The sequence below is a fragment of the Mesorhizobium sp. RCAM 05104 genome, from assembly GCF_059683645.1.
In genome coordinates, this window is record NZ_JCASJA010000002.1 from 177,111 (window position 1) to 204,030 (window position 26,920).

At 59.8% G+C, this 26,920-nt stretch carries 29 protein-coding genes; 11 read left to right on the forward strand and 18 right to left on the reverse strand.

What is annotated here, in order from left to right:
- Nucleotides 1–10: 10 nt before the first annotated feature.
- Nucleotides 11–715, reverse strand: a complete 705-nt coding sequence (locus tag AC56QP_RS36030) for a methyltransferase domain-containing protein (RefSeq protein ID WP_497101087.1) — start codon at nucleotides 713–715, stop codon at nucleotides 11–13.
- Between the two features lie 199 nt (nucleotides 716–914).
- Between AC56QP_RS36030 and tnpA the strand changes: the two genes are divergently transcribed.
- Genes tnpA through tnpC form a run of 3 tightly spaced genes read left to right on the forward strand, consistent with a single transcriptional unit; the run spans nucleotide 915 to nucleotide 3,339 of the window.
- Nucleotides 915–1,379: an IS66-like element accessory protein TnpA gene (gene tnpA / locus AC56QP_RS36035; protein WP_258599064.1), complete on the forward strand. Its 465-nt coding sequence runs from the start codon at nucleotides 915–917 to the stop codon at nucleotides 1,377–1,379.
- Nucleotides 1,360–1,713 carry an IS66 family insertion sequence element accessory protein TnpB gene (tnpB, locus tag AC56QP_RS36040; protein ID WP_258580693.1) on the forward strand — a complete coding sequence of 118 codons (354 nt, stop codon included), beginning with the start codon at nucleotides 1,360–1,362 and terminating at the stop codon, nucleotides 1,711–1,713. The genes tnpA and tnpB overlap by 20 nt, the downstream gene beginning before the upstream one ends.
- A 54-nt stretch (nucleotides 1,714–1,767) precedes the next feature.
- Nucleotides 1,768–3,339 (forward strand): IS66 family transposase, encoded by a 1,572-nt coding sequence (gene tnpC, locus AC56QP_RS36045; RefSeq protein ID WP_489863891.1) that lies wholly within the window; start codon nucleotides 1,768–1,770, stop codon nucleotides 3,337–3,339.
- Nucleotides 3,340–4,159: 820 nt separating this feature from the next.
- Here the strand turns inward: tnpC and AC56QP_RS36050 are convergent.
- Both AC56QP_RS36050 and AC56QP_RS36055 read right to left on the reverse strand, forming a co-directional pair.
- Complete coding sequence (locus AC56QP_RS36050) at nucleotides 4,160–4,474, reverse strand: hypothetical protein (RefSeq protein WP_489863890.1); 315 nt, start codon at nucleotides 4,472–4,474, stop codon at nucleotides 4,160–4,162.
- A 270-nt stretch (nucleotides 4,475–4,744) separates the two neighbouring features.
- The gene (locus AC56QP_RS36055) at nucleotides 4,745–4,954 is read right to left on the reverse strand and encodes a hypothetical protein (protein WP_489863889.1); all 210 of its coding nucleotides are present in this window, start codon (nucleotides 4,952–4,954) and stop codon (nucleotides 4,745–4,747) included.
- A gap of 396 nt (nucleotides 4,955–5,350) precedes the next feature.
- Here AC56QP_RS36055 and AC56QP_RS36060 point away from each other — a divergent pair, with 396 nt between their 5' ends.
- Nucleotides 5,351–5,563, forward strand: coding sequence for a hypothetical protein (locus AC56QP_RS36060; RefSeq protein WP_489863888.1), 213 nt, complete (start codon nucleotides 5,351–5,353; stop codon nucleotides 5,561–5,563).
- 394 nt (nucleotides 5,564–5,957) lie between these two features.
- Nucleotides 5,958–6,797, forward strand: a complete 840-nt coding sequence (locus AC56QP_RS36065; RefSeq protein ID WP_489863887.1) for a PRC-barrel domain-containing protein — start codon at nucleotides 5,958–5,960, stop codon at nucleotides 6,795–6,797.
- A gap of 293 nt (nucleotides 6,798–7,090) precedes the next feature.
- Here the strand turns inward: AC56QP_RS36065 and AC56QP_RS36070 are convergent, their stop codons facing one another.
- The 3 genes from AC56QP_RS36070 to AC56QP_RS36080 all read right to left on the reverse strand — a co-directional run bounded on the left by AC56QP_RS36070 (nucleotide 7,091) and on the right by AC56QP_RS36080 (nucleotide 9,529).
- Nucleotides 7,091–7,894, reverse strand: a complete 804-nt coding sequence (locus AC56QP_RS36070) for an NAD(P)/FAD-dependent oxidoreductase (RefSeq protein WP_489863886.1) — start codon at nucleotides 7,892–7,894, stop codon at nucleotides 7,091–7,093.
- A gap of 284 nt (nucleotides 7,895–8,178) precedes the next feature.
- Entirely contained in the window at nucleotides 8,179–8,403 is a 225-nt protein-coding gene (locus AC56QP_RS36075) for a hypothetical protein (protein ID WP_489863885.1), read from the reverse strand.
- A gap of 451 nt (nucleotides 8,404–8,854) precedes the next feature.
- Entirely contained in the window at nucleotides 8,855–9,529 is a 675-nt protein-coding gene (locus AC56QP_RS36080) for an Hsp20 family protein (protein WP_489863884.1), read from the reverse strand.
- A 558-nt stretch (nucleotides 9,530–10,087) separates the two neighbouring features.
- Between AC56QP_RS36080 and AC56QP_RS36085 the strand changes: the two genes are divergently transcribed.
- On the forward strand, nucleotides 10,088–10,681 hold the full coding sequence (locus tag AC56QP_RS36085) for an SOS response-associated peptidase (RefSeq protein WP_497101089.1): 594 nt from the start codon (nucleotides 10,088–10,090) through the stop codon (nucleotides 10,679–10,681).
- Nucleotide 10,682: 1 nt separating this feature from the next.
- On the opposite strand, the gene AC56QP_RS36090 is transcribed toward AC56QP_RS36085, so the two are convergent.
- Together AC56QP_RS36090 and AC56QP_RS36095 are read right to left on the reverse strand one after the other, a co-directional pair.
- Nucleotides 10,683–11,063, reverse strand: a complete 381-nt coding sequence (locus AC56QP_RS36090; RefSeq protein WP_489863883.1) for a hypothetical protein — start codon at nucleotides 11,061–11,063, stop codon at nucleotides 10,683–10,685.
- Entirely contained in the window at nucleotides 11,063–12,256 is a 1,194-nt protein-coding gene (locus AC56QP_RS36095) for a hypothetical protein (protein WP_489863882.1), read from the reverse strand. Before AC56QP_RS36095 ends, AC56QP_RS36090 begins: the two co-directional genes overlap by 1 nt.
- 191 nt (nucleotides 12,257–12,447) lie before the next feature.
- On the opposite strand from AC56QP_RS36095, the gene AC56QP_RS36100 reads away from it, so the two are divergent.
- From AC56QP_RS36100 to AC56QP_RS36110, 3 genes are all read left to right on the forward strand, one after another.
- Nucleotides 12,448–12,792, forward strand: a complete 345-nt coding sequence (locus AC56QP_RS36100; RefSeq protein ID WP_489863881.1) for a hypothetical protein — start codon at nucleotides 12,448–12,450, stop codon at nucleotides 12,790–12,792.
- A 369-nt stretch (nucleotides 12,793–13,161) separates the two neighbouring features.
- The gene (locus AC56QP_RS36105) at nucleotides 13,162–14,163 is read left to right on the forward strand and encodes a L,D-transpeptidase family protein (protein WP_489863880.1); all 1,002 of its coding nucleotides are present in this window, start codon (nucleotides 13,162–13,164) and stop codon (nucleotides 14,161–14,163) included.
- A 971-nt stretch (nucleotides 14,164–15,134) separates the two neighbouring features.
- The gene (locus tag AC56QP_RS36110; RefSeq protein WP_489863879.1) at nucleotides 15,135–15,458 is read left to right on the forward strand and encodes a hypothetical protein; all 324 of its coding nucleotides are present in this window, start codon (nucleotides 15,135–15,137) and stop codon (nucleotides 15,456–15,458) included.
- 203 nt (nucleotides 15,459–15,661) lie between these two features.
- Here AC56QP_RS36110 and AC56QP_RS36115 read toward each other — a convergent pair whose 3' ends face one another.
- The 9 genes from AC56QP_RS36115 to AC56QP_RS36155 all read right to left on the reverse strand — a co-directional run bounded on the left by AC56QP_RS36115 (nucleotide 15,662) and on the right by AC56QP_RS36155 (nucleotide 23,574).
- On the reverse strand, nucleotides 15,662–16,420 hold the full coding sequence (locus tag AC56QP_RS36115) for a hydroxypyruvate isomerase family protein (RefSeq protein ID WP_489863878.1): 759 nt from the start codon (nucleotides 16,418–16,420) through the stop codon (nucleotides 15,662–15,664).
- Nucleotides 16,417–17,067 (reverse strand): 3-oxo-tetronate 4-phosphate decarboxylase, encoded by a 651-nt coding sequence (gene otnC / locus AC56QP_RS36120; protein WP_489863877.1) that lies wholly within the window; start codon nucleotides 17,065–17,067, stop codon nucleotides 16,417–16,419. The genes AC56QP_RS36115 and otnC overlap by 4 nt, the downstream gene beginning before the upstream one ends.
- Nucleotides 17,064–18,332, reverse strand: coding sequence for a 3-oxo-tetronate kinase (gene otnK / locus AC56QP_RS36125; RefSeq protein WP_489863876.1), 1,269 nt, complete (start codon nucleotides 18,330–18,332; stop codon nucleotides 17,064–17,066). Before otnK ends, otnC begins: the two co-directional genes overlap by 4 nt.
- Nucleotides 18,333–18,368: 36 nt before the next feature.
- Nucleotides 18,369–19,259 carry an L-threonate dehydrogenase gene (gene ltnD, locus AC56QP_RS36130; RefSeq protein ID WP_489863875.1) on the reverse strand — a complete coding sequence of 297 codons (891 nt, stop codon included), beginning with the start codon at nucleotides 19,257–19,259 and terminating at the stop codon, nucleotides 18,369–18,371.
- A complete protein-coding gene (locus tag AC56QP_RS36135) occupies nucleotides 19,256–20,362 on the reverse strand; it encodes a tartrate dehydrogenase (RefSeq protein WP_489863874.1) in 1,107 nt (368 codons plus the stop codon). Before AC56QP_RS36135 ends, ltnD begins: the two co-directional genes overlap by 4 nt.
- Complete coding sequence (locus tag AC56QP_RS36140) at nucleotides 20,362–20,499, reverse strand: hypothetical protein (RefSeq protein WP_489863873.1); 138 nt, start codon at nucleotides 20,497–20,499, stop codon at nucleotides 20,362–20,364. The genes AC56QP_RS36135 and AC56QP_RS36140 overlap by 1 nt, the downstream gene beginning before the upstream one ends.
- A 1,204-nt stretch (nucleotides 20,500–21,703) precedes the next feature.
- Nucleotides 21,704–21,913: a hypothetical protein gene (locus AC56QP_RS36145; RefSeq protein ID WP_489863872.1), complete on the reverse strand. Its 210-nt coding sequence runs from the start codon at nucleotides 21,911–21,913 to the stop codon at nucleotides 21,704–21,706.
- A 540-nt stretch (nucleotides 21,914–22,453) separates the two neighbouring features.
- Nucleotides 22,454–23,071, reverse strand: coding sequence for a class I SAM-dependent methyltransferase (locus tag AC56QP_RS36150; RefSeq protein WP_489863871.1), 618 nt, complete (start codon nucleotides 23,069–23,071; stop codon nucleotides 22,454–22,456).
- A gap of 185 nt (nucleotides 23,072–23,256) precedes the next feature.
- Nucleotides 23,257–23,574: a YMGG-like glycine zipper-containing protein gene (locus AC56QP_RS36155; protein ID WP_489863870.1), complete on the reverse strand. Its 318-nt coding sequence runs from the start codon at nucleotides 23,572–23,574 to the stop codon at nucleotides 23,257–23,259.
- Nucleotides 23,575–24,865: 1,291 nt separating this feature from the next.
- Between AC56QP_RS36155 and AC56QP_RS36160 the strand changes: the two genes are divergently transcribed.
- Both AC56QP_RS36160 and AC56QP_RS36165 read left to right on the forward strand, forming a co-directional pair.
- On the forward strand, nucleotides 24,866–25,165 hold the full coding sequence (locus AC56QP_RS36160; protein WP_489863869.1) for a DUF1236 domain-containing protein: 300 nt from the start codon (nucleotides 24,866–24,868) through the stop codon (nucleotides 25,163–25,165).
- A gap of 69 nt (nucleotides 25,166–25,234) precedes the next feature.
- Nucleotides 25,235–25,450 carry a hypothetical protein gene (locus tag AC56QP_RS36165; protein ID WP_489863868.1) on the forward strand — a complete coding sequence of 72 codons (216 nt, stop codon included), beginning with the start codon at nucleotides 25,235–25,237 and terminating at the stop codon, nucleotides 25,448–25,450.
- 441 nt (nucleotides 25,451–25,891) lie between these two features.
- Here the strand turns inward: AC56QP_RS36165 and AC56QP_RS36170 are convergent, their stop codons facing one another.
- A complete protein-coding gene (locus AC56QP_RS36170) occupies nucleotides 25,892–26,686 on the reverse strand; it encodes a PRC-barrel domain-containing protein (RefSeq protein WP_497101090.1) in 795 nt (264 codons plus the stop codon).
- Nucleotides 26,687–26,920 lie beyond the last annotated feature (234 nt).

Below are 26,920 nucleotides of genomic sequence, written 5' to 3' on the forward strand. Positions count from 1 at the left end.
TGCAAATCGACTACGCAGGAGATGAAGGCCCCCAAGATTTCGTGGCCCGGATGCCTGTGATGACAGGGTAGAGAGGGTCAACCACGTCGAGGCTGGCCCGGTCTACCTCCTCGAAGGCGAGTCCATGCAGGAACGCCGTGGCAGCCAGCACATTGCCATATTGCTGAACCTCGACGCAGGAAGGGCCGAACCTTTCCGAGAACAGGCGTCGCGCAGCGCTCTGGGTCATCGCCCAGAACCATTTTTCCGGTCCGTCATGAGCGTCGATGGACGTGATGCCTGGCACCGTCGCCAGCACTACTCCTCCCGGGGCCAGCGCACGATGGATCGTCGCAAGGGCCCCGCGAAGATTGTAGATCATGTGCAGTGTCTGGGTAACGATCATGCAATCGAAGCAGCAAGCCTCGATAGCCTCATCATTTTGGAGATCGACCCGTACGGTCGCGTTTGGATTGGCGGATTCAGGGGCATCGATGATGTCAGAGCGCACCACCCGTTCGCCGCCGAATCGGTGTGTGTACTCACGGTCCCCGATCTCTGCGACACGCCCCCTGACATCCCTGGCATGACGGCCCAGGAAGCTCTCAATGTAGTAGCGGTCAAGCGGCGTGCCGCGATCGCCGCCAAATGCCCGGCTGAATGGCTCAATCTGGGCGAAATCCCCAAACTCGACCGTTCCTGGCATGGGTACCAAACGACTTTGGCCACTCGTCATGACGCCAATGAATCCAAGCTGCGATGTTAGGCCACAACTTAGGACAACATGCAAAGTTCCTCGGAACGGCGCGGCTCCGCTGCACGACATGGGCCAACGAGTCTGGCAAGTGCTTCGTAAGCGCGAATTTCTCCGCACCTTTTTCCATTGAGCGTGTTTTGGCATGAAGTGTCCACTTAACGGAGGTGGACACCAAGTGATTGAGGACGATGAACAGAAACTGCTGGTGAGGCGGATTTTGCGCAACGGCCGCCGGCGGTACGACCCGGCGTCGAAAGAGCGGCTAGTTGCGGCCTGCCTTGAGCCTGGCGTGTCGGTATCGCGACTTGCGCTTGAACATGGGATCAATGCCAACCTTCTTCGGAAATGGATAAAGACGACCAAAGACGCCGGTGCTTTGCCGCCACCTGCACCGTCTGCGTTCATTCCAGTTCAAGTCACCGCTGCGGACCACAGCCTGCCTATGCAGAGCAATTCGGTGGACAGGCCTGCTGCGCGTGGTGAAGAGCGGCTGTCGAAGTCGGAAAGCATGGGCTCATCGCCACTCCCAGCCAAGGTGAGCGCGTCTTTGCCGAACGGCGTGAAGCTGGTGCTGGAATGCGGTGATGTAGACGCGTTGACGGCGATCATTGGAGCTCTGGGCCATGTTCAGACTGGGCGCTGATCTCAACGTCTACCTGCACCGCGAGCCGATCGATTTTAGGGCCGGCATCAACAGCCTTGCGGTCCTGGTTCAGGAGGTGATGGAGCTTGACCCATTTGCGCCTGCGGTCTTTGCATTTTGCAATCGCCGCCGCGACCGGATGAAACTCTTGTTCTTCGACCGGTCCGGCTTCGTGCTGGTTCTGAAGCGGCTGACCGAAGACAGGTTCCGATGGCCACGCCGGGAGACGGCGGTGGTTACGCTGACGACCGAGCAGCTCCATTGGATTCTCGACGGCATCGACATCGATGCAATGGTGCGCCATCCGGTGCGGCAATATCAGGTTGCGGGCTGACGGCTCCCGAATTGTGCGGTTGACGCGTCGGTGCGGTTCAGATTCAAAACTACGATGAATCGACCTGGCGAACCGACTGTTGAGGAGTTGATGGCGCGCATTGCTGTGCTGCAGGCGGAGAACCGTCAGCTCGCAGAACGCGTGGTTAAGCTCGAGGAAGAGTTGGCGCTGGCGCGCTCACATCGTTTTGCGCCCAAGAGCGAAAAGCACGTTGATCGCCTCTTCAATGAAGCCGAACAGGTTGCCGATGAAGACGACGCGGGCAGCGAAGATGGCAATGTCATCGACCTGCCGGACACCGGCTTTCCGTCCACCGAAAAGCCGGAGGCAAAGAAGCGTGGCCGCAAGGCCCTGCCGGAACACCTGCCGCGCGAGCGCGTCGAGTATGACCTTCCCGAAGATCAGAAGGCCTGTCCTTGCTGTCGTCACCGGATGCACCACATGGGCGAGGCCATTACCGAGCAGCTTCATATCGAGGTGAAGGCGAAGGTCCTGCAGAATGTGCGCTTCAAGTATGCCTGCCGCCATTGCGACCGCACCGGCATCAATACGCCGGTCGTGATCGCGCCGATGCCCGCGCAGCCCTTGCCGGGCAGCATCGCCACGGCCTCGACACTGGCATTTGCTCTTGTTCACAAGTACGTCGACGGCACGCCGCTCTACCGCTTGAGCCAGGCATTCGAGCGAGTCGGCGTGCCCGTCAGCCGCGGCGCTCTGGGGCATTGGGTGATCGGATCGAGCGAGAAGCATCTCTCCCGCATCTATGACGCACTGAAGCTGCGGCTCAGGTCTCAAGCACTCATCCATGGCGACGAGACCACCGTCCAGGTCCTGAAGGAAAAGGACAGGGAGGCCACCAGCACATCATTTATGTGGGCATACCGGAGCGGCGAAGAGAGTAACGAGCCGATCGTGCTGCTCGATTATCAACCGGGTCGCGGCCAGATTTATCCGCAGGCCTTCCTCGGCGATTACCGCGGCATACTGATGAGCGATGGCTATACCGCATGGCGCACGCTGGCAGGGGCCACCCATGTGGGATGCATGGCCCATTCCAGACGTCGCTTCGTCGATGCCCTCAAGGCAAGAAAGAAGGGGGGCGGTCCGCCGGAGCAGGCGCTCAAGTTCTTCGAGCAGCTCTACCGGGTTGAAGGCCAAGCGCGGAACGAAAAGCCGGACAAGGGCGAAACACAAGCCGATTGCATTCGCCGCTTTCGCCAGCAACACAGCGTTCCCATCCTCAATGCTCTCAAGATATGGCTCGACGACATCGCGCCGAAGGTCTTGCCCGATAGCAAGATCGGCGACGCCGTGTCCTACACTCTGAACCAGTGGGAGTACCTGACGCGATACACAGAAGACGGCAGGATGCCGATCGACAACAACCTCCTCGAACGCGATATCAGAATCTTTGCCACCGGCAGAAAATCCTGGCTGTTCAGCGATACCGTGGATGGAGCCAGGGCCAGCGCCGTCATATACAGCCTGATGCTGACCTGCCGCGCCTGTGGCGTCGAGCCCTTGGCCTACTTGCGCCACGTCCTCAGCGAATTGCCGCAGCGCGCCACAGACGCCGACATCACCGACCTGCTGCCCTTCAACTTCGCCAAAACCGCCGCTGCATGATCCGATGCAGCCGTCTGACAGCGACCCCGTCAAACGGGCCGCGTCAACGCGCATGGAAATGAGCGCTTACAGTGCTTCGACGCGTTGCTGGCGAAACGAACGCTTGAGAGCGGGTCCGCAATCAGAGCTGCTTTAGGTACGCAAATGTCCGATCAGTCGCTCGAGGCAACCGTGGTTGTTCTTAGACCGAGGGCGGTACCATGGGTAGGCAACCAACCGTTCGCCGCCTGCCTCTGCGGCGGCCGTCATCGCGGGGAAAACCACGTACCCCAATTTCAAACTGGCCTACGCGCCCCTTCGCGTCGGCGACTATCCGCCTGATCTCGGCCGCGCGACCACAGATCGAAGAGCGGGCCTTTTGTTTCTTAGGGAACTTCAACGAATCAGCCGCTGCCATCGAGGACTCGCCGGTCGTTGCACGGCGCCCACCGGGGGCCGCAGGACGTTGGACATTTTCATGGAACGGAACGCCAAAAGTGAACTTGATTGGCTACGCACTTCGAAAGGACCCGCTATGTACGCAGGCGATATAACGCAACGGCGACTGAAAATCCTTATCGAGCAGTACGTCGAAGCCCGAAAAAAGAACCACGATTTCGTATCTACAGAACTTGCCTGCAAAGCGATCCGCCAGATTATTACCCCCCCCGGTCGGGCAAGTAACTCTCGATAACATGGTCGCAAGATGCGCGGTTGAGCACGGGCTTACTGTTCGTTTTGATCGTAAGGACGAACCAACGACTTGATCATGCCAACCCCCGCCCGCTGGAGCAAGCAGCGACGGGCCCTTTGCTCAGTTGATGGATCGAGCAGTGGAGGGTCAACTGGCCTGCTTGAGGCCCTGGTGGCGTGCCCGCATGGCGATGAGCAACATCGTCTCGTCGGTCATACCACTCTGGAAAAGCCGCACCAGGTCTGCTGCTACCTTCCCAGCTTCTGGCGATCCTGGGTGCAAATGGCCTTCTTCGCACAGCTGAATGAAAACGGCCTTCAAGGAGTTCAAGTCGGTCGGATAGAGGGCTGGGTCAATGTTTAGGCGGTCAATCATCTTGTCCTCCACGCGGGCAACAGGGTTGAACGAAATGAGCGTCAAACATGACACCGGGCCCCGCTTGTCGTCATTTAAAAAAGACATGCCAATGTGCCTGGTACGAATCCGCCTTCAGGGAACACTTTATGGGCGGTTATTCCGTACCCCAGACACCGGCGGCTCAGGAGCATTCGCAACTGCGTGGCGTACACGGCAGATCCATGACGGTTACTCAAGGTGATCAGGAACGTCTGACGATCCAAGGTCGACCCGCCCGTTTGATGTTCCGCCTTAAACGGAACTATAGGCTCAGTCGCAGATAAAGCGCCGCAGGCATAAGCAGCTGGCCGGTACTGCTAGTGATTTGGAAGGAGATTAATGGCCCTTGGTCGGATCTATCGTCATCAAGCGTTCTTTGGCTGCGACCAAGCGCCTTTGCTCGGCCCGGATCCGTCCGCACAGTGCCAGATTAAGTGCGACGCCACCTTCCTCATCCAGCAAGTCATTCGCGCGCTTTAAGGAGGTCTCAGCGCGCTTTACGCGCAATCTGGCGTTGGCCGCTTCGAAGCTATGGATCTCAATCATGGTCCGTCCTTGGATGTTACGGTCCCTTCAAAAGATAAACCGCCGCCGATCGCATTGGTTCCTTCCATGGCGGACCCCGCCTTGGAGGGCACGCGACGGGGTGCACCAAGGCCGATGTTTTTGCTCTCCTTGGCGGCAGACCGGCCGAGGCGGACCTGTCTTGTCCGGACCCCGGCTTGGCCGGGTGTGCGGACGACGCCAGCGCCCATGACCTCGTGCAAGCGGGTAACCGCGATGACCGATCGCTCTTGACTAACGTAGTGCGGCGATGGTGGCTACAAACATTCGGGCCAAAGAATTTAACGCGCGATAACCTCGCCATTGCCGCTGGAACCTCCATGCCACGAGAAGATTTTCGGAGGTATGCACAGCTTGAGAGCAGAACGATGAAACTCATTGGAGATCGACAAGGAAGTATTGAGATGGTTGCGACCAGCCGAGACCTCGCGCCGGGGCATTGATTGCAAAAATGCCCTTTCTCCTCATATCGAAGAGATTACACGCGTTGCCCTAGAAGCTGGCTGGGAGCCTTGCGAGGTCGGCCTCGCCCTGATGGCCTTGGCCGCTGGCCAACTGAAGGAACTCGGTTATGGTCAGACGTTGAATTGAGGCCATGCCAAGCCTCGCATTGACGTCCTCGGGGACGTCGACGTAGGAGCCTGCCCTGGCCCTAAATGAAGCTTCAACTCCCTGAACGCCATCTAGCCAAAACCCACCAAAACAGCTGCGGCAATTGCAGGTAGAAGTCAGCACATCCGGTCTGGCCAGTCTGTCGCTTAAGCGACGACGACCTGGCTTGGCTAATACCGGCGGCCGTGTCCGCCGCCCTTCGCATCGCGGCCGCAGATAACAACGCGCAACACTTGCGAACCGGAACGGACCAAGGCGGAACTTGTCCAGAGGAGGCTCGTTGTGAGGTTGTAACGGGTGCCGCGCCCGGCCCCTTGCAACGGGTCAAGCCGAGCGCGGCGTGCATCAACGAAACGCACAAGGAAAACATATCATGATCCGCAAACTTTTGACTACCTGCGCCGTGGTCACGCTGCTGTCATCTGGCCTGCTGGTATCCGGCGCTCATTCTGAAGATGCGACCAAGCCGGCTAACGCAACCAAGACAGCGACAACCGCGCCGGTGGCAGTCCCTGACGGCAACTTGGTGAGCAAGATCATGGGCGCTGCGGTCTACAACAGTGCCGCAGATGACGCTGAGAAGATCGGCGACGTAAAAGACATTGTCCTGACAAAGGACGGCAAGGCCCAGTTCATCATCATAGGCGTGGGGGGCTTCCTGGGCATTGGTGAAAAGAATGTCGCTTATGACTTCAGCAAGGCTGAATGGGCCGAAAAGAACGGCAGCCGCTGGCTGGTCGCCAAGACGACCAAGGAAGATCTCAAGGCCCAGCCTAACTTCGATACAAAGGCTTATGATAGGGTCGCCGCCGCGCCCGGTGTCCCGGCAGCAGCTGCCACTGACAAGACAGCCACCGCCGCCATCGACAAGTCCACTCTGTCAGAACTGCCGGTCGACAAGATCAGTGCGCAGAATCTAATCGGAACCACTGTATATGGCGCCGATGATGCCAAGGTTGGAGAGATTAGCGACGTCGTCTTAACCACCGATAAAAAGGTAGATGCCATCGTTGTCGACGTCGGCGGCTTTCTTGGAATCGGCGAAAAGTCCGTCGCAGTCGGAATGGAAAAGCTTAAGTTCATGACCGACAACAACGGCAACCGCTACCTTTACACCAACCTAACGAAAGCGCAGCTCGAGGCGCAGATCGCCTACGACAAGGGCACTTATGCGCAGAATCGTGACAAGCAGCGCGTCATCGTTAACCCCTAAGCATTAGCTGCCTGGTGGCTCGCGTCACTGGGACGCGAGCCAATCGATAGAACGGCGAAGAAATAGCACCGTGCCGGGCATGGCGCCCGGCACCTGCGCTGCGCAAGGCATCGTGATTGGACAGATGGCGTTGAGTCATGCCGCTCTTGGGCGGGCAATGGACCGAGCTTCGTCCCCATCGTCAGATTTGCCGGCCAGGGCCGTTCCGCGAGGATCCGGGTAGGGCGCACCGTCGCCAAGCACAGCCGTCCTCCGTCACGTGCACTGACGAAAATACCTGCTAGATGCCGTGGTCACATGGTTCGAAGCACATTGTGGATATGTGACGCAGCCGTGGCTGCTTGCCCAAATGCTACCGCGATCTGGTTGAGACCCTTGGCGACGTCGCCGATGGCGTAGAGGCCCGGAACCGAGGTTTCCAAGGCCTCGTTGACGACGATATAACCCTCGTCATCGCAGTGGGCGCCAAGTTGAATCGCCAGTTCCGCGCGTACGTCGCAACCCATGGACGGATAAATGACGTCGATCTCGGCGTTGGAGGCGCCGTTGGCCATGGCAACCGTGAAACCCTCGCCACGGGGGACTAAGTCATCGACCGAATCCCAAATTTCTATATGGGCCTGTGCCGCCATCTCTCGGGTGGCCTTTGACACATCTTGCGGATGATTAAAAAGCATTGTGACGTGAGGACTGTAGTCCTTCAAGAAAAGCGCTTCCCGTAATGCCGATTGATCGGCGCCAACAACCCCGATCCGCTGTCCCCTCGCCTCGTAAGCATCGCAAACGGGACATAGGCGGATCGATCCGCTGTCAATTGCCTGGCGCAGTCGGGGGATGGCCGGTGCCCTGTCCACGATCCCGGTTGCGAGAATGACGCATATTGCCGAAAAATGGCCAACGTCAGTCTCGAGCAAGAAAGCGCCGTCGGTTGTTACGACCTTTTCAACGGCGGCTTTGACCAGTGGAGCGCCGTGCGCCACAGCTTGGATTCTCAAGCGCGAAAGCAAGGCCTCCCCCTGCAGGCCCTCCGGAAAACCAGGGCAGTTTCGGGTACGCGGGATCAGTTTGGCCCTCCCGTCGTCAGCATCGAAAACCATCACTTACCGTAGAAATCTGGCAAGATAGACGGCGGCTGCAAGGCCCGCCGGCCCCCCGCCGACGATGGCGACATCAACCACGCCTGTACCCGAAACACAAACCATGCGGGCCAACCTCCAACACCGGGGAATGTTCCGCGGCCAAGTGGTGCGCCAAAATCCCGATATGCGGCGCGAGGCGTTTCCGGCGTCGGCAGCATCAAGTTCTTCGATGACTGCGGGCGCTTGAGCGCGGTCCCCCAGCACGCGTCCCCGCCTATCCGCCGGCGGTGGGCCAGGCATTCTTAGGCAGACTGGCCGTCGAATGCGACACCCAGCCCGTGGGCTACTGCACTTGCCGCGATCATGTCATCGAGTGCCCTTCCTGTAACCGGGCACTCCCGCAGCACCGTCCTGATCGCCTTGCCCGCTTGCTGGACGTACACGATGTCATGACGTTTCTTTCTCACCTCGACATATTGCTCGATCAACATTTTCAGGCGGCGGCACGCGATGTTGTCGGCATCCATTTGTTCCTCCATTGCCGGTCAGGCGCCCGCCGCGACGCCAGAGGCAGCGGCGGGCTCGGGACGGTTGGTTATTTGCCACCAGGCGCTGGTTTCTGGCGGCGATCCGCTATTCTCGGTCTGTGCGGCCACAACAATTCAAGCGCACGCCAGCTCGGCTGTAGCCGCGAAAGCAGGTCCGCCGCGGTCGACCGGGCGTGGCTTGATAGTTGCGGGGCAAGGCGGTGGATCGTCATCATCATGGTCCGGAAAGCGGCGCGGCCAACGCCAGCGCCCCCGCTCCCTTTTCCGCCGGCGATCCATGGCCCGCCACATCAACACGCGTTGCTGTGCCTTCGGAGGTTGCTGCGGCACGTCGTCCAGCGACTGCAAGGCTCGCAGGACGTCTCGGAGCATTACGACCGTGCCATTTTCCAGCCGTCGCAACGTCGGTCGGTCGGGGACCGTGAAGGCATCAGACGCCCAAGCCGCGAGTTTGGCCCGTTTGGCGTCTCGATCGAGGTGGGGGTCGGTCAGGATTCCCACGATGGGGTCCAGAGAAGAACAAGAAGCGCCCTTTGGGGCGCTGTTCAGTGCAATGTCTTGTTGAAGCATCTCCGTTTCTCCGCAATCCAAGGCCTCCCGGCCAAATGGCCGGGAGGGACCGCAGGTTGGCGTTCAGGGTATCAGGCGACCTTGCGTTCCGGCTCGACGTCCTGGGCGATCTGCTGGGAGCGGCAGGGCCTGTTGTCGTGGCGATCTGGATCCGCCGCGGCTTCAGCTCCTCGGGGATTTCGCGCACGATGTCGATCAGAAGCAAGCCGCCGTCCAGGGTTGCCCCGGTTACCTTCATGTGGTCTGCCAGCTTGAATGCCTGTCGGAAGTTGCCCAGTGCCAGACCCTGATGAAGCAACTGGTGGCTCTGGGGTTCGGCGGCTTTCTGGCCGGTCACAACAAGTTCGTGACCGTTTTGGCTCAGCTCAACTTCATCAGTGCTGAAGCCCGCGATCGCCATGACGATGCGATAATCATTGTCGCCCCTTTTCTCAATGTTGTAGGGAGGCCAGTCAGGGCGGTTGCCACTGTCAAGCATGTCGAAGAGGCGGTCAAAACCGACCGTCGAGCGGTAAAGGGAGTCAAAGGTTCTCATAGCCACATCCTCCTTGAAGCAACATGGATACAAGGTGCGCCGCCTTTGCGGCGCCGCCTGTCGAGCCATTCAGGCCTCGACGGCCGACGATTTGGGGATGGACATTTCTCCCGTCAAGAATGCGGCGCTAAAAATTCCTGTCGAGTAGGTTTACGCGTCGGGTCCAACCTGGATCAGGTTGCGGGAGGGCGCGCGATGAGAGTTGGCGTATTGGCTGCGACCTCGGCCAAATCTGACGCCGGAACACCGGCCATCCGTAAACGACCGGGGCGATTTACGCCAACGAGGTTTAGGGGAAGGCAAGTGCCCCGATAGGGTTTTATCGGCCGATGGCGCGGCTCGGCCCTGTAAGCGCCGCGCTCGATTCGGCGCGAGATCGGCGGGTGCGCTAGCCTACCTGATTCTAGCGTCGGCAGAATGGTAACGAGCCGGCCACCTGCCAATGCCGGTGCGAAGGCCAGCGGATAATGTGCTGATCCCTTGCTAAGTGCCGCGGGATTTCCATCATGTCTCAACCATACGATAGTGTGAATGGATCCCTTTGGTAAGGAGACATCCATGTGTAACGACTACGAGCAGCATGTCGCTTGGGCCGAATATTGCCGGATCATGGCGTCCCTGGCGCTCAAAATCCCCACCCATCAAACCGAATTGGATCTGCCCCAGGCGGACGACATTCGCATCAAGGACGCCGCGCCAATAATGCGCTCCGCCGGGTATGCAATCGAACTGGCCTCGATGACGTTCGGATTTCCGCCTGCCGGACCAAAGGGCGGGCCGGTGTTCAACTTCCGCTCCGAAGGCCGGCAATTCGGAAACAGCAAACGCTGCCTCGTCCCGGCGTCCGCGTTCTTCGAATTCACCGGCACGAAATACCCGAAGGCGAAGCATCGCTTCACGCTCAACGGCTCGCCGTTCATGGCCATCGCAGGACTTTGGCGTGAGGCTGTCGGCAACACGCCCCCCACCTTCACCATGCTGACGACCGATCCGGGACCAGATGTCGCGCCGTATCACAATCGGCAGGTAGTGGTCCTTCAGCCGGTGGACTGGGAGGCCTGGATTAATTTAACAAAGCCTGAGGCCGAGCTGTTGCGGCCACTTCCGGCCGGGTCGCTCTCGGTCGAGACAGTTCGCCCCGAAAGCTCATGACCTAGCTGCGCAGGATCTCTGGCACGCTTAGCGGCCCGAGGTCGAGAACTGGCGTGTATTCGCCCGTTCGGCGCCAAGCGCCCCGCACCTTTCCATTCTCCCGATCCCGCCTTGGATCGAACGTCAGCCCCTCAAAGTGATCACGGAACGCGTCCGCCGATGCGGCATCGCTGAAGCAATGGAGCCGATAGGATTCGTATTTGCCGTTGGGCCATATCGCCTGCACATGCCGCGTCTGGTGCTTGAGCCCTCTTTCCTGGCAGAAGGTCGCGATTGTGGTGAAGTTCCGGGCGGTGCACAGGTCGTCGGGCAGCGCAACCTGATGTGGCCAGTCGCGGTCGATGACTGATGGCGTTGGTGAGGCTCGACTGCGTTTGACCACTATTCGAAATGCACCGACTGGCCGCGCATCATGGCCAGCGTCAGCGCGATTGCGGGATTTGCCGGCGGCTTCTCCATGTGCAACGAACCGTCGAAATCACGCCACGCCGCCATGCGCAATGCATCATCGTCATCGCTGGCCGCCGGGTCGAAAACGCGGGCATCACAAGGATTTCGGTCAATCTCGATCGTCCAGTCCTTGAGTGCCTTGCGGGCCATCTCTTCGACCTGGGCGAGGTCGCTGGTGAAGAAGGGGATACGGTCTCCATCTTCCGAAAGCGGCTCGACCCGATCCAGCGTCGGCCGCTCGGGAACCCAACCCAGAACGAAGGCAATATCGAAATCGATCTGGCGGTCCGGGCCGGTCGTGATCTCCAGCCGCCTGACGACGTCAGGATAGAGCTGCCTCCGCTGCGGCCAGGTGTCTGGAATTGCCTCGGCCTGCAACTTCGTTCGGTCGACGTTGATCAGTTCCATGATTTGATGGCGCGGAATCTTGGCCTCCGGCCAGCCCGCACAACAGGCTGCCGCCGCAGCCTTGTCGGCTTCGATCCAGACGGCCGCAGCTTGGTTCTCGTCCTCGGTAGGCTTGTCGTCGTCGGGAAAGCCCTTGATATCCCAGCCTTCCAACGCAAACAGGCCTTCCGCGCCTTGCAAGGCCGTTATGCCGGAGCGTGCAAACACCGCCTCGGCCGCCGCGATGCCGCGTGCGAGCTCTTGGGGTGTTGCGTTCCCAATGTTCAAGCGAAGTTCCATCATTCGCCTCCTGATTGATCCTCTTATGGGAACAAAATAGGAACAAAGAGTCAAGCGCACCCCTTGACGAGAGAGGAATATGTTCCTTATTTCACGTGATCTGGAGCAGCAAGGGACCATGGCTCGGCGTCGATCGCGCTGGCCGGCGAAGCTATGGCAATAACGGCGGAAGACAATTTTCGGATCGAGGTCTGGGATCGCGACGAGCAGGCCCTGTGCGAAACCATCTCGCGGTCCCCCGATTCCACAGTGAGCCAGGCAGCCTGGCAGGCTGCCATTCGGCGCCGGCCAGGCATGTTGCTGATCCACTACAACAGTCGGCATGTGATGGAGAAAATCCTGACACCAGGCGAGGTGAAGATCCCGCCGCAGACGATCGTTGACGGCAGTGTTCACGCCAGCCTGGATGTGGCGCTCGGAGATCTTCGCGAGTGGCATGGTCTGCGGGCCTGGTGCAGATCCTGCTCGCACCATGCACCGGTAAGGCCTGCCGTGCTCATCAAGCGCTACGGAAAAGACGCTCTGTTCAGTTCGGTCGAGCGCGTGATGTTCTGCACGAGTTGTGACAGGGGCGGCCCCGTCAGGCTGGAAATTCACAAGCTGCCCCGCAATTGAGTGGAGTTCTAGGAATGCAGGATCTCATCGATTTCTTCCAAGCGAACTCGGCGCTGGTGCTGGCCAATCCGGTCGCCTTCGCGACGATCGCGGTCCTTTTCGGGAGCGGCGGTTTCATCGTAGGGCGCTACTTCTTGACCGAGCGCATCGCTAATCTCGAGAGCCGCATCGCGCGTCGCGATGACGAAATTGGAGAACTCAAATCTCGGCGTTCAGCAACGAAGCCTGAGCTGCCCCTCGTTCCCATCATAGGCACCACCGCAATCGGCGGCCACGACACGGCAACGCCCCTTGGCAGGTTGCCAGATCGACGCCCGCTTGGCAGTCTTTCAGACAGGCGGCTTCGCGGAGCGAACTGACCTCCCTTCCCCTGGAAGGGGGCACTTGCTTGCCGATGCGCCTGAAAACGAAGCAGGCTCAGGTCCATTTGGGTAACCTGGACTGGCCAGACTGGCGCGCTCGTCCCCGTTTGCGATGGCAGCCTATGCGCTTGTCAAGCGTCGTATTGCTCGAGGCCGGCCGGAGCGCCACTGGAGTGACACCACCATCCTTGATGGCCAGCGATCATGTCGAACGCCAGTCTGCGCCCGGCCCGCGACTATCCCACCTTGGGGCCAAAGCCGAAGCTTCGTCCAAAACGAAGGCATCGTCGTCTTGGCAAATGGAACCAGATCTGCCGCGCAACGTCATAGAAGCAGCTTCCCGTCTGTGATGCCGGAGTAACATCGATGATCAGGATCGTTCTTGGCCTAGCCGCTTTGTTCATTATCATGGGCGGCGCCGAGACGGCGAGACTGGACATGGTCGCCATCAATAATGCTCAATTTGGCGAACGCGAGCCGAAAGGCATCGACGCCACGGTGGTAAAAGCGCAGATCCTTTTGGATCGCTCACGTTTCTCGCCGGGCTTGATCGATGGGCGCGGAGGAGAGAATTTTAACAAGGCGCTCCGTGCATTTCAGGCTGCTAACGGACTCAGTGCCGATGGCACGCTGACCCGAGAGACTTGGGACAAGCTAGTAGCAACCTCCTCGCGCCCCGCCCTGGTTCCCTACGACCTGACTCGCGAGGATGTGCAGGGGCCGTTTGCCAAGCGAATTCCGGCGCGCATGGAACGGATGGCCCAACTGCATAGGCTCGGTTATCAAAATGCAGTGGAAAAGATGGCGGAGCGCTTCCATACCAGCGAGCAACTGCTTGAAAGGCTCAATCCCGGCATCGGCTTCAGGAAGGCCGGCCAGAAATTGCTGGTGCCTGACGTCGGCCGAGGCGATCCGCCCGGAGGTATTGCGAACGTCGAGGTTGACAAGAGCGCTCGTCTGGTTCGTGTGCTTAACTCGGACGGCAAAGTGCTTGCGGCATATCCCGCGTCGATCGGGAGCCAGGAAAAGCCGGCGCCGAGCGGGCAGGCTGTGGTGAATCGGGTGGTCCACAACCCGACCTATCATTACAATCCAGATTTCCACTTCAAAGGGGTTAGAACAAACCGGCCCTTCACAATCGCTGCCGGACCGAACAATCCGGTGGGATCGGTCTGGATCGATTTGTCCATCAACGGTTACGGCATTCACGGGACTGCTGACCCAGGCAAGATTGGAAAGAGCTTCTCCCATGGATGTATCAGACTGACCAATTGGGATGCCGAAGATCTCGCCTCCGAGGTGCAAAAAGGCACAAAGGTCATTTTCAAGGACGAAACCGAGGAGGCACTTGACGATGGAGCTAAGTAGGACGCTGCAGGCTTCCTGGCCGCCTCGTGATTTCAGCAGTGACCAGCGAGTTTGCGGATCGCCGCGCAGGTGAAGCCGACTGAAAAGTATAACCCAGATGCGCCGCCCTGCATTCCTAAAGGGGTCTCCCAAGCAGCGCCGGACGCATGCCGCGTACGGTTAAGAGCGGTTGGAACATTGTGGTCGCTTGGAGCTTACTTTCGCGCGGCAGCTTCTCTCCTCCCGAGGTGAGCCAAAATGTCATCAGTAGGATTCGCACTGGTCTATTTTTTCGGCTTTTCAGTCGAAGATTTTGTTGCAGGGATTGTCCCGCTGCTCGTGTGCCTCGTCTTTTTCAATTTGGTATTGAGATACAATCCGAACCGCTAGCGGCAGGTTGCGCTGGCTGAAATCGATGAAGGGGCGGAAGGCCCCTACCGCACGCTTTCGCGTGGACTGTAGACTCGCCCGGTTTGCCTGAGTAGCCGATGGCGATCGTAATGGCCTAAGAAGCGCGGCCGCTTTCAGCCGCCGATTTGGTCACTCTAAGCCGTGCCCCCTCGCTCATTCAAGCCGCTGCTCGTCGCACCTGGGGTGCTAGCGATCCGAATGAAGGTGATTGCGGCACTGTCAGCGCAGCAAGACCGTTATCTTGTGTCTTGATCGAAGTTCTTTGGGTCCTCATTCGAGGCAATCAAAAACGAAGACCACTCATGCCAACGACCGAAGCAGCCTCACCCAAAGGCCTGGCGCGGCTACTCTCTTGCGAGACAACTCGGCTTGCTCCGGGCGTGACGACTCGGCCGGTGGAGGCGTTCGGTCGGGCCAATCGACGTCCGGACTGTACGCTCTGAACCAAGGCCAATGCGAGATTGCTCTCATTCGCAGGGCGCTAGCTGTGGCAATGGCGCTCCCGAGATCGCCAGAGTGACCGACGGGGGCAAACCATCACCGGCAGCCTCGCGTCGTTCATTTCCAATGCTTCAGCGTTCTTGCAGCGCGAAATCCTGTTTGGCGTGGCTCGCGCCTCGGCGGATCAACGGAACAATGGAGAAAATTGTGCGTTTTCGATTGAACAACGGAGCAACGAAATGATGCGAAAATGCGCTATTGCTATAGCCCTGTTCAGTCAGTTGCCCACCTCGGCGTTTGCCGCCACGGAATATTGGGTGGCGAAAGACGCGGTCTCCAAGCAGTGCGAGGTCGTCACGAAGAAGCCCGACGGAACCCTGGTCATCGACCTTTCGAAAATCACTTACAAAACCGAGGCGGAGGCGAATGACGCGATGAAGAAAATGCCAAGCTGCAAAAAATAGTTATCTTCGAAGGTCGAGCTGATCGGCGCGATCCACAGGAGCCATTTTGGACATTCCTCCTCACGCTGAGGATTGGGTTCGCCCGCTTCGGGGAGCATACTCGTCCGGGTCACAAGGCTGCCTCTACCTCATGTATCTCCCGGGACGCATTCATTGCCTGTCGCCCTCTGGGGCTCGACTCCGACCGTATGGTCCCGCCCGCGTCACTGACGTCGGGCTAACCAGGCTAGGTCGGGGTTCGCACCGTTCCCGGGCAAATATTCAGCCCCTATCGGGCGTGCCCAGCCCAGTTCTGCAATGCGCGCCAGGACATAGTCGTAGTCGAGTTCGCCATGATCCGGCGTACTGCGATCAGGTACCGATGCGATCTGGATATGGCCTATAAGCGGCAGCAAAGCCTCGAGGCGCCGCGTCACGTCGCCCTCCATGATCTGGACGTGATAGCAATCGAACATCAGCCTCAAGTTCGGCTTGTCGACTTCACGGATGACGTCCAGGGCCTGCGCCGTCGTGCTCAGGAAATAACCCGGTGCATTGTAGTGGTTCAGTGGCTCGATCAGGACCGTGACGGCATCACCTGCCGCTTCACAGGCATAGACAAGGTTTTCGCAGAACGCGGCACGGGCGCGCGGCCCGCTCGAGTTCCCGGCCATGACATGGACGGCCGACGCCGAAATGTCGGACGCATAGGCAAGTGCTTCGTCAATGGCGCTGCGTGCCGCCGTCTGCCGACCCGGCAGGGCCGCCAAGCCATTCTCTCCGCGGGCGACGTCACCACGCCGCGTGTTGAGCCCGAGCATCGAGAGGCCAGTCTCCTCCAGAGCCGCTTTCGTGACGGCGGCGGGCACGTCGAAGGGCCAATGGCATTCGACGGCGTCGAACCCGGCCGCCTTGGCAGCCCGAATGGCATCTGGAAGCGGACGGTCGGCCCACAGGAAGCCCAGGTTGGCCGAGAACCTCATGCATCCCACTCGACGTTGAACGTGCTCACGACATCGCGAAGTTGCGCTGTCGTGAGCAGACGCGGATAAAGACCGCGTGTCAGCATCGCCAGGCGGGCTGTAGCTTCCAGTTCCTCAATCGCATTACAGGCCGCCTCGACGTCTTTTCCCGCCACGACTGGCCCGTGGCTGGCAAGCATGACGGCCGAACGCTTGCCGGCGAGCCCGCGCACCGCGGCTCCCATGGCCGGGTCGCCGGGGCGGAAGAACGGGAGGAGCTTGACGCGGCCGAGCTGCATCACGGCATACGGCGTGAGCGGTGGCAAGAAATCGTCCTCATCGGGGTTCGAGATCATCGACAAAGCGACCGCGTGACAGCTGTGCAAATGAACGACCGCGCGCGTTTGGGTCCGGGTATCGTAGAAGGCGCTGTGGAGCGGCATTTCCTTGGTGGGCGGGTCCCCGTCGATATGTCGACCTGCCGCGTCAAAACAGCTCAGACGGGCCGGATCGAGCCGGCCGAAACTGGTGCCGGTGGGGGATACCAACAATCTACCTTCGGTCGTACGGGCGGAGATGTTTCCTGTCGAGCCGTGGGTTAGCCCACGATCGAACATCGACTTCGCCAACGCGCACATCTGTTCCCGAAGGCGGGCTTCCTCGGTCATGATTCCAGGGTCTCCAGCGCATGGCTAAAAAAGGTTTCGCCGCCGAAATTTCCCGACTTCAGCGTGATGGCAACCGGATGTCCACCCGATCGCGCAAAGCACCACGGTACGCCAGGGGCGATCTCCTTGCCGATATCGAGCTTGGCTATGCCAAGCGCCTTGGTAATTGCCCCGGATGTCTCGCCGCCAGCGACGACAAAGCGACGCGTCCCGAGGTCGCGAGCCTTCACAGCACAGGCGGCAAGCGCCTGCTCGACCAGCATGCTGGCGCGTTCAACGCCAAGCCTTTCCTGCGCCGTCCGGACAACGTCCGGCGCGGCCGTTGCATAGATGATGGGGCTCGCAGCCGGCGCCTGTCTTGACAGCCAGTCGAGCAGCTTGTCGGGGCCATGTTCATCAAGATCGAGAGGATCCAGTCGAAGGCTGGGCTGTCCGCTTGCCACGTAGGCCGACACTTGGCGGTTGGTCATAGCCGAACAGCTACCCGACAGCACGATCGCAGCGCCCTTGTCGGCTCTCAGTTTTTCGCCCGCATGGTCCCGCGGCAGGAGACCCTCGTTCAGCCAAATCTGGGGCAGGAACATTGCCACCGCGCTGCCGCCAGTCAGGAGCGTCATGTCGTGACAGGCTAGGTCGATAGCGTGAAGATCGTCATTGGCTACCGCGTCGACAACCACGTGGGCGATGCCATCGGAATCGAGCTGGGCAAGCTTCTCGCGTATCGCTTGCGGCCCTTTCGCGACGATAAGCCGATTCACCAGCCCGACGGCCGCGGTGACCTGCGGCTGCAGCAGACGCATGAGGTTTGAATCATTCATCGGCGTCAGCGGATGATCCTTCATCGGACTTTCGGCGAGAGGTTGTTCGCCGACGAACAGATTGCCCATGAAAATCGAGCGGCCGTTTTCGGGGAAGGCAGGGCAATAGATGGTCTGGCTTACGCCTAGCGCCTTCATGAGCGCTTCGGCAACGGGGCCGATATTGCCTTGCCTCGTGGAATCGAATGTGGAGCAGTACTTCCAGAAAAACCGCTTGGCCCCAGCCCGACGAAGCCAGGCCAGCGCGGCAAGGCTGTCAGCCACGGCTTCGTTGACGGGAGCGGTCCTGCTTTTGAGAGCAATGATCTCGATCGCCGCGGTGTCGGCAGGCTGATCTGCCGGCACGCCCATGCGCAAAGAGACGGGCGCGCCGGAGCGCGCGAGGAGGCCTGCCAAATCGGTCGCGCCAGTGAAATCGTCTGCTATTGCGCCAAAGAATGTGGTCATGCCGTCGTCCGTCGTTCCAGCCTGAGGCTGATTAGTTCAGTGTGCGTCTGGCAGCTTCAGACCCGCGTTGCGGGCGTAGACTTTGGCAACGGCAGCATCGTCTTCGCGTCCCAGGCCCATGCCTGATGCGGCGACGAACTGCTGCAAGGCAGCCGCGGTTATAGGCGCGGCGAACTTTGAATTCCGCGCGACGTCGAGCACGATGCCAAGATCCTTGGGCCAGATATCGATGGCGGAGCGTGGGGTATAATCGCCATCAACTACATGCGGTGCCCGGTTTTCCAGCATCCAGCTGGTTCCCGCGCAAATGGGGATCACTTCGAGAAAGGTGTCCGGGGTGATCCCCTGGGTCATGCCGAAGGTGATCGCTTCCGCCATCGCCGCGATGTGGATGCCAGCCAGCATCTGGTTGACCGCTTTCATCGCCGATCCGGCACCAGCATTGTTCCCAAGTTCGAAAACCTTTTCGGCCATGGCGTCCAGTGCCGGGCGAGCCGCCGCGAAAGCTTCCGGTGCGCCAGAGCCCATAACAGAGAGCTTGCCCTCGGCCGCCTTGACCGATCCACCCGAAATGGGAGCGTCGAGGAATAACACCCCGCGTGCCGCGCACCGGTCGGCAGCACTGCGCGCATAATCTGGTGCAACCGTCACGCACATGATCACGACTGCGCCTGGGACGAGCCGAGGAGCCAGTCCCTGGTCGCCGAACAGCACCGTCTCGGTTTGTGCTGCGTTCAAAACCACGACGACGACCGCATTCAGTTCAGGCGCGGCGGACAGGACGTCCATATTCGACCCGCCTTCGGCACGCAGACGCTTCACCGCGTCAGTATTGACATCGGCCCCATAAACATCGTGGCCCGAGCGAAGCAGTGACATGGCAATGCCGTACCCCATCGAGCCGAGCCCAATTACGCCGATTTTCATAGCCGGTGACCTGCTTCGTTGTCGATTGGTGAAATGTTGGACCCACGGATCGCCGCGATCACTGCGTCGGTGACGTCACGGGTCGTCGCTTTCCCGCCAGCGTCTGGCGTGGCCAATCCTGCCGCACAAACGTCCTCGATGGCTCTCATCAGCAGAGAGGCAGCGTCCATTTCGCCGAGATGCTCCAGCATGAGGCAGGCTGACCAGAACGTGGCGATCGGATTGGCGATCCCCTTCCCTGCGATATCAAAGGCGGAGCCATGGATTGGTTCGAACATGGAGGGAAACCGGCGTTCCGGGTTGATGTTCGCGGTCGGGGCAATGCCAATGCTGCCTGCGAGGGCTCCGGCCAAATCGGAGAGTATGTCCGCATGCAGGTTTGTCGCTACGATGGTATCCAGACTTTCGGGATGCAGCGTCATGCGGACGGTCATGGCGTCGACCAGCATCTTGTCCCAGGCCACATCCGGAAACTCCAGGGCGACCTCTGCCGCGATCTCGTCCCACATCACCATGCCGTACCGCTGGGCATTCGACTTGGTTACGACAGTGAGCAGTTTGCGGTAACGAGATTGCGCCAGTCGGAATGCGTGGCGCATAATGCGCGTAACGCCCACGCGGGTGAAGATGGCGACCTCGGTTGCCACCTCCTCCGGCATACCCCGGTGGACGCGTCCGCCATGGCCCGAATATTCACCCTCGGAATTCTCGCGGACGATCACCCAGTCGAGATCTCCAGGCCCCTTCCCCGACAATGGAGCGGAGATGCCGGGTAGAATTCGCGTCGGGCGAACATTCGCGTACTGGTCAAAACCCTGGCAGATCGCCAGGCGAAGGCCCCAAAGAGTGATATGGTCAGGAACATCCGGTGCGCCGACGGCGCCGAAATAAATCGCATCATAGGCTTTGAGCTGTTCAAGCCCGTCGTCGGGCATCATCTCCCCGTGGGCCTTGTAATGGTCCGACCCCCACTCATAGCGTGTAACGTCGAGGCGAAAGTCGCCTGCCCGCTGGCTCAACGCAATGAGAACCTCGAGCCCTACATCGATGACTTCCGGCCCAATGCCATCGGCTGCGATGGCGGCAATCGCGTATCTTCGCATCACCTCGCCCTGTATTCGACCTTGGGTATAGAGGCCGCCTCTTCCTCGAAACCGTAGACCGATCTCACCTCCAGGGCTTCGTCAAGCCCGAGTTTCCCCATCGAACGATCAATATCGGACTGCTTGTACCTGCCCATGTGCGTCGCCGAAACGGTCGACGCGCCGTTGAGGAGATCCGCCCTGCACGCAATTTAGCCCTTCTTGCGATCACGACCGAATATGTAGCACCATGGTCCTCGGGACTGGCGATCTGCGACGCCTCCTTCTGGTGGAATATGGAACCACTGCCAGCACCGGGCCAAAGATATGGCGCGTAATTTGACAATTCTGTTGTCGTCCAACGGCAGAAATCCAGGAGGCGCACGCCGACATGTTTCCACGCCAAGCCGAACCATTTCACCGTGGTATGGGAAAGACAAGGTGTTTTGCAGCCGACAGCCTGGATGAGAAGGTGAGTTTCTGGACAAACAGCCATCGGCTTTTGCCAGCGAAATCCATCACGAGACAGACGCCGAAAGTTAGGCCTGCTTTAAGCCGAGCCGGCAAAAAGAGCGGTGTAGGCGCTGACCCTTGATACCAGCGTCGGAAAACTCTGCTCGAACCCATTGCCTTGTTCCGGGCATCGAGTGGCCCAGGGGCATTTCGAGTAAATCACACAGCCATTTTCATTCGCTTCGCCCCTGCTTTGGCGATCGGACGGTGATGAAATTGGCGCCTTTACGGCGTAACAACAACCTGTGTGTCTCAAGTCGGCGTCAGCGTCTTCATGATATGGGAACTCACGACGCCATGTCGCCGATTGCAGCAATTAGGCGCCGGAGTGGATTCGCCGGCAGTGGCGCGGAAATTCATCAAGCGCGCTTGCAATCGACCCTACACCTTTCGGCGATGGTCCTTCATGCGGATGCGCTGTGGCTCTTGCTTCAGGGTGAGCGCATGCTTCGGGTCAGCCAGCACAGCGCGCGTCCCCCGAGCCATGCTGGTCAGGCCCAGCGGCCATCGCTGCTAGTCCCCTACACGACCCAAGCCGCTGGGCCGTTCCGAAAAACGCTCCCATCAGCGCTTGGCCTTCGGCGTGATCTCTGTCTGGCGCCTCTCGTCTGATGCTCCGCAATCGTGGCGCGGCCTTCCTTTTGCTTTTAGCAAGCAAGGCCGATGCGATCACCGGGCTCGATCGTTGAGCACAATCCCGCTTCCTAGAATCCTGACGCTTGCATAGTCTCTATGATCGCCGCCGTCAGGATGGATCGTGCGATTGGTTGAGGACTTCATACGTCGCTGGAACAAGGAGCCACCCTGCGCGCAATTGCGCGCTCCATGCTCTCGCAAACCAAGCTTCAATCAAGAGAGGGACGTGACAGACTCGACCGACGGTCCGGATCGTGGCGTCTTGCTCTCTTCAGCCATCACCAGCAATGCCTCAAGCGTTACCGCGATACCCGACATCAGCGCGGAAATATCGGTATTGCCGCCGGGCAGCGCGAGCTCGGCAGCCCTGGTTTGCATGCTGACGCTGAGTTCCCTCAATTTTTGGCGCAGATCATCGTCCATGACATTCCTCCAACTGGCTGGAGGCCTAACGCTGTTATCGGCGACCAGTTCCTTTAATGGCTCAGCCCGGGGAGGGGGCACCAGTTCTCGGTTAGCAGTTGGCACTGCATCGGGCAGCCGGCTTCTGGCTTTCAACCGCAGTTGTTGCCCATTTGGCGGATCGGTACAAAGACGCCGCCGAGTCTTGAGTCGAGAACGCTGTTGCCGTTCTCCCAAGCCGCGGCGTCACGGATAAGACGGTTTTTGAAGACCAATTGAGCGATGCCTTGGGCGTGTCAGCGTGCGATTTGGCGCCTCACGCCGATGCCACATCCCATGGGGTTCGGTGGGCTCGACAGTGACCGAGTCGCCCTTGTCCGCGACCCTTCAGATCGGACCAACGCTGCGGCGTCCGAGTTGCACCGATGTGAGAAGCGGTTCGGCCTTTCGCGCCGTCGTTCGATTCATTCCTTCGCTTCGACATAACCGTCGGCGCGGTGTCGGTCGCAACCCGCGTTCCGACAGCGGCTGCTCGAAAACGTGATTGCTGCCGGGCAGCCATCATTCCGTCTTACGGGCGAACGCCCAGACCATGAGCGGGTATTCTTCGTCATTGCTCAAGTCGCGCCACAGGCCGTAGGCACGCACGGGTCCGCCGATATGGGCCCTGGCGCAGGCCTTGTTGCCCCAGCCATGGACCTTGACTTTGGCTTCGGGAAAGCCGCCCTCGACCATCAGCTGTTTGAGGCCGGCGGGCGTCCATCTGTTGTAGTCGTGCGGCCTGGCATGCACCCGAAACAGGAAGGGCGTCGCCACCATCGCCCAGCCTCCGGGCCTGGTCATTGCATGAATATTCTGTGCCGCCGCGATCGGCCGCTGCACATGTTCCAATACCTGGTCGGCGATGACGATGGAATATTGCTCTTCGGTGCGGTCCTTGCAGATGTCGAAATCGGGGAAGTCGACCGATCTGTAATTGGGGCACAGCGCCCGCCAAGAGCGGTTCCAGCCGGGAGAGATTTCGATCACATCGGAGCCTTTGCGGTTCGCCGCTTCGAGAAAGAGCGTGAACGCCTCGATCTGGCGAATGCGCAGCCAGTTGCGGGAATCGTAGCCAAGCAGGCGCTTGGCCACCTGTTTGCCGCGGTTTCTCAGGGTGCCGGCAAGGCGTGTCATCATAACATCGACCTCCTGCGAGGCCCACCGCGTCATCTTTGTAGCGTTGAGAGATGCGCAAAAGATGACATCGTTGCGATGCTTTGCGTCGGCGCCTGCGTCAGTGCGACGATGCCGCGACAGGCGACGCCATCCGGCTACGTCCCCTCCTCCAGCGACGGGAGAAAGGGACGATGTACCGCCTCTGCCTAATAGTTGCCGTTGTAGTAGCGGTCGTCGCAAGGCGCGGTGTAGATGCGGCCGTAGCGGTCCTGGTAGCGGCACATCTGTTGGCCGCGGCGCTGCGGGGTGGTGGCTGAGCCGACGACGGCGCCGAGCAGGGCGCCGCTGGCCGCGCCGATGACCGTGCTCTTGGTGTTGCCGCCGATCGCCTGGCCGACGAGGGCGCCGCCGGCGCCGCCGATCAGCGCGCCAGTGGTGGCACGCTGCTGGCCTTCGGTCTGCGTCTCGCAGCCTGCAAGGGCCGCGGTCATGAGGACGGCCAAAATCGCTTTCTTGATGATCATCTGAAGAACCTCCTTTTGAGGCCACGCGGGCCGATACCCAGCCAAGTGCGGTTGCATTGCGGCGGAACGGCGGCGTTCTTTCTCACGAAGTGAATCATGGTTTCTCGGGCGTTGATGGGGGATTCAGGCAGAGTTTCGTTTTTTTGTCTTACAGCGCCATGTTCAAACATGGCACCATTCGACGCAAAGTGATCGCGGCATCGCTGTTGCCGTTGGGCCTCGTTTAGGGCTGAGCGCCCCGGCCAGTGTAGGCTGATCAACCAGCAAGGAGCCCACCCGGTATTGACCTGAGGTTGCGTCTCGTTGACCGCCACGGGCATATAAACCGCGCTTGCTCCGAAGGACCTTCAAACTGAACTGATCGGGTACCACCACCACGACCCGGACTGGGTTCGTGGCGAATTCCCCGCCTCGCCCCGTGATGGCGTCAAAGCGAGTCCCGGCGGCGCATCAGGGATTCCGACGGCTCATGCGGCAGTGTTTGTCTGGTATCTGGCGATCGCCGGCCCCCAGGGTGGGTTGGTTGGCGAGCATATTCGACGTGCGCGAACAACGCGTCGCAGCAATCGGCGAATACCAGAAGCAGCCAATGCCATCAGGGTGCCGATGCAGTGCGTGCCTGGCGCCTCGCCCTTCCTTGAAAACGGCTCTGCGAGTAGGCATCACCCTCCGAACACCTTGGCCTGCGAAGCGTTTGAGCAGATGCTGCTCGTGACGGCCGTGACCAAGCCCGAAAGTGGCCCAGCAACCATCCAGCTTCCATACCTCGAGATTCGGGTAGGGCCTCAGCGACGCCGCCATGATCGTACGATTGAAGCCCTAGATTTGAAGATGAGACAGCACCGAGCTTCTTTGTCGCTGGACCTTTTTCACCTGTCGCCCCTGGTCGAAAGGAGAGGGTTTGCTTGCCGCAAGGGAGCGGTGAACAAGCCCTATCGGCGCAGGAAGGGAGGTGGCTGCGCCGATGTGGTGAGCAGCTGCCGGTCATATCTTGCACCGTAAAACAAGTGCGATAGAACTTGATCGCCACCGCTAGCATCGAAGCAAGCAACCAGCGCGCTTGACCAACACCCCGGCCTATCAGCTGCCCCCCGCTATCCGCGAACAACGATGCAAAGCTCCCTCATCCGCGCAGCGCTTTGGGTAGCACCACTGCGTTTTAGCCATCAGCCTTTGGTCTGACATGACCTCAGACAAAAGCCCACGCCTGGAACATTTTCAAGTTTCTTAGGTTCGTTTGACCGGGCGCCTGACGATCCTGTCGGTGCCAGGTCTAGAACAGGAGGAAGTCATGAAAATGCATCTTAGCGGAGCTGCCGCCGGGTTCCTGCTCCTTGCAGGTATCGGCGCCGCCGCCGCCGAAGACGTCATTATCCAGCCCGAACAGGATACGGTCATCCGTGAATATGTGAAGAAGCAGCCGCTAGCCTCGATAAAGCTTCCCGGTGTGGAGCTCAATGTCGGCTCACCCCTGCCCGACACTGTCGAGCTTCATGAAGTTCCGAATGTCAAGTACCGCTACGTCGTGATCGACAACCGCACGGTTCTTGTGGACCCGGGCACCCACAAAATCGTCAAGGTCTACGACTGACTACCTTCAGCCTGAAGAGCCCGTCGCCCTGAGGGCGACGGGCTGGCAATGAAATGGATGAGCGTTACGATGTCCGAGCCCGAGGTCCTAAAATCCCACGTCTTGGAGGCGCGCGTTGACGAGCTCAAGACCAAATTGCAGAGAGCCTGCATTACCGAGGGCGAAATGAGGATCTTCCAGAAGATCGCGGCCATTATGGAGGACGGTCAGGGCCACATTGATGGCGACGACCTGATTGCGACGTCGTTCGTCAAGGATGCTCTGTCGTACCGGCAGACGCCTTGAGCCGACCATGCCTACAATCTGCAGACTTTTTGACTCCCGGACGCAAGCAGCCATTGTCGCGGCCATCTGGTAGCGCCGGAGCGGTTCGCGTTCAGATTGCGGTCATCGGACCGTACAATGACGAAATGGAAATCTCCGGAAGGTCCTTGGGCTTCGTGCCCTGGTCGGAGCTGCCACCGGTGCCCTAGCGTGCGTCGGCGCTCACGGCTTTGACCCTCTTGCAGCCAGGTTAGGGAAGCGATGCCGATAGATACGACCGGCGGCGGCGTTGCCGGCGGTCTGCCGGGACGCAAATGACGTTCTTTGCGAGAATGCCTGTTGCTCTGCCGTCCTGAAGCTTCGAGACTTGCGCATGAACCAGGCGATGGCGTTCTCATCTTGGATGGTCATCGGCGAACACGTGCTCTCGAAAAACAAAACCGCGGGCCTTGGCTCGATCGGTCAGTTGTCGTCGGTCTTCACGTGCGGAGCCGTCGGAGAGCCGTAGCGGGCCGGGTCTGGAATCAGCTTCTGGAAGATCGCATCGTTCTTCGCTCGCCATGCTTCATCCGCAAGCCACAGATATTTCTGGTCCGGCATCAACGGAACGGCTTTGACGTCGGCGCTGGAGATGCGCAGGTAGAAGCTGGTCCGCTCCTGATTGACCTGCAGATAGCGCAGCGGGACAACGATGCTGTCCTTGCCCGCGATGAAAAACCCGCCGGCGGCAACGACTGCGTAATCCCATCGGTCCTTGGTACCGATCACAACATTTCGGACTTCACCGACGATCTTGTCGTCCGAACTGCGCACCTCGGAGCCGACAATCTCGTCCACACGCAGGCCGGGTCCAAGATCGTCGAGATTGATGAGAGGCCGTGCGTCTGGGGCATCTCGGTTGCCCTGGACTTCACCGCCCTCATGCTGCTGTGGTTCGCCGGCGGCCAACTGTTCATCGGCCAGGTCCTCATCGTTACCCCCCAGCTTCGCCATGGATGGCGCCGCGATCACTTGACGGACGTTGGCGAGCACGCGCTCGCAATCGTCGTGCAAGCCATATGTCCACAAAACGAACGCGGCATCCCTGAGGGTTCTCAGGTCACGAACGAGGTATCGGTTTTCTGGCTTGCGCAACTCCGGGCTCTTGAGCACGGCCTCCTCGAGTTTTGCATCGGAGATGTTGCAGACAGCGAACGCTGGTCCAACACCAAGCGCGCAGAACAACGCCAAAGGCGCTGCGATCCGGATCGATTTCATAGTAGGTCCCCACAGGCGGCTTCTTGCTTTGACTTCGTGTGTCGAGCACGCCATCGGGTGGAAATGTACCGCGGAACATTTGTACCAGCCCGGGTCAACTGCCGGGAAGCATTTTGGTTCCAGCGGCTTTACGGTTGATGGACGGAAAGAACCGTCGCTCCTGCGTCTCACGGATAGCTGGCGAGCGTCTACAGCGGATAGTCCCCCGCCCGGAGACCACGAAACAAATTGCCC

Excerpts from the sequence above, each read along its gene's own strand:
- AC56QP_RS36030 (WP_497101087.1), bottom strand. The coding sequence starts at position 715 with ATGACGAGTGGCCAAAGTCGTTTGGTACCCATGCCAGGAACGGTCGAG.
- tnpB (WP_258580693.1), top strand. The coding sequence starts at position 1,360 with ATGTTCAGACTGGGCGCTGATCTCAACGTCTACCTGCACCGCGAGCCG.
- tnpC (WP_489863891.1), top strand. The coding sequence starts at position 1,768 with ATGAATCGACCTGGCGAACCGACTGTTGAGGAGTTGATGGCGCGCATT.
- AC56QP_RS36050 (WP_489863890.1), bottom strand. The coding sequence starts at position 4,474 with ATGTCTTTTTTAAATGACGACAAGCGGGGCCCGGTGTCATGTTTGACG.
- AC56QP_RS36055 (WP_489863889.1), bottom strand. The coding sequence starts at position 4,954 with ATGATTGAGATCCATAGCTTCGAAGCGGCCAACGCCAGATTGCGCGTA.
- AC56QP_RS36065 (WP_489863887.1), top strand. The coding sequence starts at position 5,958 with ATGATCCGCAAACTTTTGACTACCTGCGCCGTGGTCACGCTGCTGTCA.
- AC56QP_RS36070 (WP_489863886.1), bottom strand. The coding sequence starts at position 7,894 with ATGGTTTTCGATGCTGACGACGGGAGGGCCAAACTGATCCCGCGTACC.
- AC56QP_RS36075 (WP_489863885.1), bottom strand. The coding sequence starts at position 8,403 with ATGGATGCCGACAACATCGCGTGCCGCCGCCTGAAAATGTTGATCGAG.
- AC56QP_RS36080 (WP_489863884.1), bottom strand. The coding sequence starts at position 9,529 with ATGAGAACCTTTGACTCCCTTTACCGCTCGACGGTCGGTTTTGACCGC.
- AC56QP_RS36085 (WP_497101089.1), top strand. The coding sequence starts at position 10,088 with ATGTGTAACGACTACGAGCAGCATGTCGCTTGGGCCGAATATTGCCGG.
- AC56QP_RS36095 (WP_489863882.1), bottom strand. The coding sequence starts at position 12,256 with ATGCCACTCGCGAAGATCTCCGAGCGCCACATCCAGGCTGGCGTGAAC.
- AC56QP_RS36100 (WP_489863881.1), top strand. The coding sequence starts at position 12,448 with ATGCAGGATCTCATCGATTTCTTCCAAGCGAACTCGGCGCTGGTGCTG.
- AC56QP_RS36105 (WP_489863880.1), top strand. The coding sequence starts at position 13,162 with ATGATCAGGATCGTTCTTGGCCTAGCCGCTTTGTTCATTATCATGGGC.
- AC56QP_RS36115 (WP_489863878.1), bottom strand. The coding sequence starts at position 16,420 with ATGAGGTTCTCGGCCAACCTGGGCTTCCTGTGGGCCGACCGTCCGCTT.
- otnC (WP_489863877.1), bottom strand. The coding sequence starts at position 17,067 with ATGACCGAGGAAGCCCGCCTTCGGGAACAGATGTGCGCGTTGGCGAAG.
- otnK (WP_489863876.1), bottom strand. The coding sequence starts at position 18,332 with ATGACCACATTCTTTGGCGCAATAGCAGACGATTTCACTGGCGCGACC.
- ltnD (WP_489863875.1), bottom strand. The coding sequence starts at position 19,259 with ATGAAAATCGGCGTAATTGGGCTCGGCTCGATGGGGTACGGCATTGCC.
- AC56QP_RS36135 (WP_489863874.1), bottom strand. The coding sequence starts at position 20,362 with ATGCGAAGATACGCGATTGCCGCCATCGCAGCCGATGGCATTGGGCCG.
- AC56QP_RS36140 (WP_489863873.1), bottom strand. The coding sequence starts at position 20,499 with ATGGGCAGGTACAAGCAGTCCGATATTGATCGTTCGATGGGGAAACTC.
- AC56QP_RS36145 (WP_489863872.1), bottom strand. The coding sequence starts at position 21,913 with ATGGACGATGATCTGCGCCAAAAATTGAGGGAACTCAGCGTCAGCATG.
- AC56QP_RS36150 (WP_489863871.1), bottom strand. The coding sequence starts at position 23,071 with ATGATGACACGCCTTGCCGGCACCCTGAGAAACCGCGGCAAACAGGTG.
- AC56QP_RS36155 (WP_489863870.1), bottom strand. The coding sequence starts at position 23,574 with ATGATCATCAAGAAAGCGATTTTGGCCGTCCTCATGACCGCGGCCCTT.
- AC56QP_RS36160 (WP_489863869.1), top strand. The coding sequence starts at position 24,866 with ATGAAAATGCATCTTAGCGGAGCTGCCGCCGGGTTCCTGCTCCTTGCA.
- AC56QP_RS36165 (WP_489863868.1), top strand. The coding sequence starts at position 25,235 with ATGTCCGAGCCCGAGGTCCTAAAATCCCACGTCTTGGAGGCGCGCGTT.
- AC56QP_RS36170 (WP_497101090.1), bottom strand. The coding sequence starts at position 26,686 with ATGAAATCGATCCGGATCGCAGCGCCTTTGGCGTTGTTCTGCGCGCTT.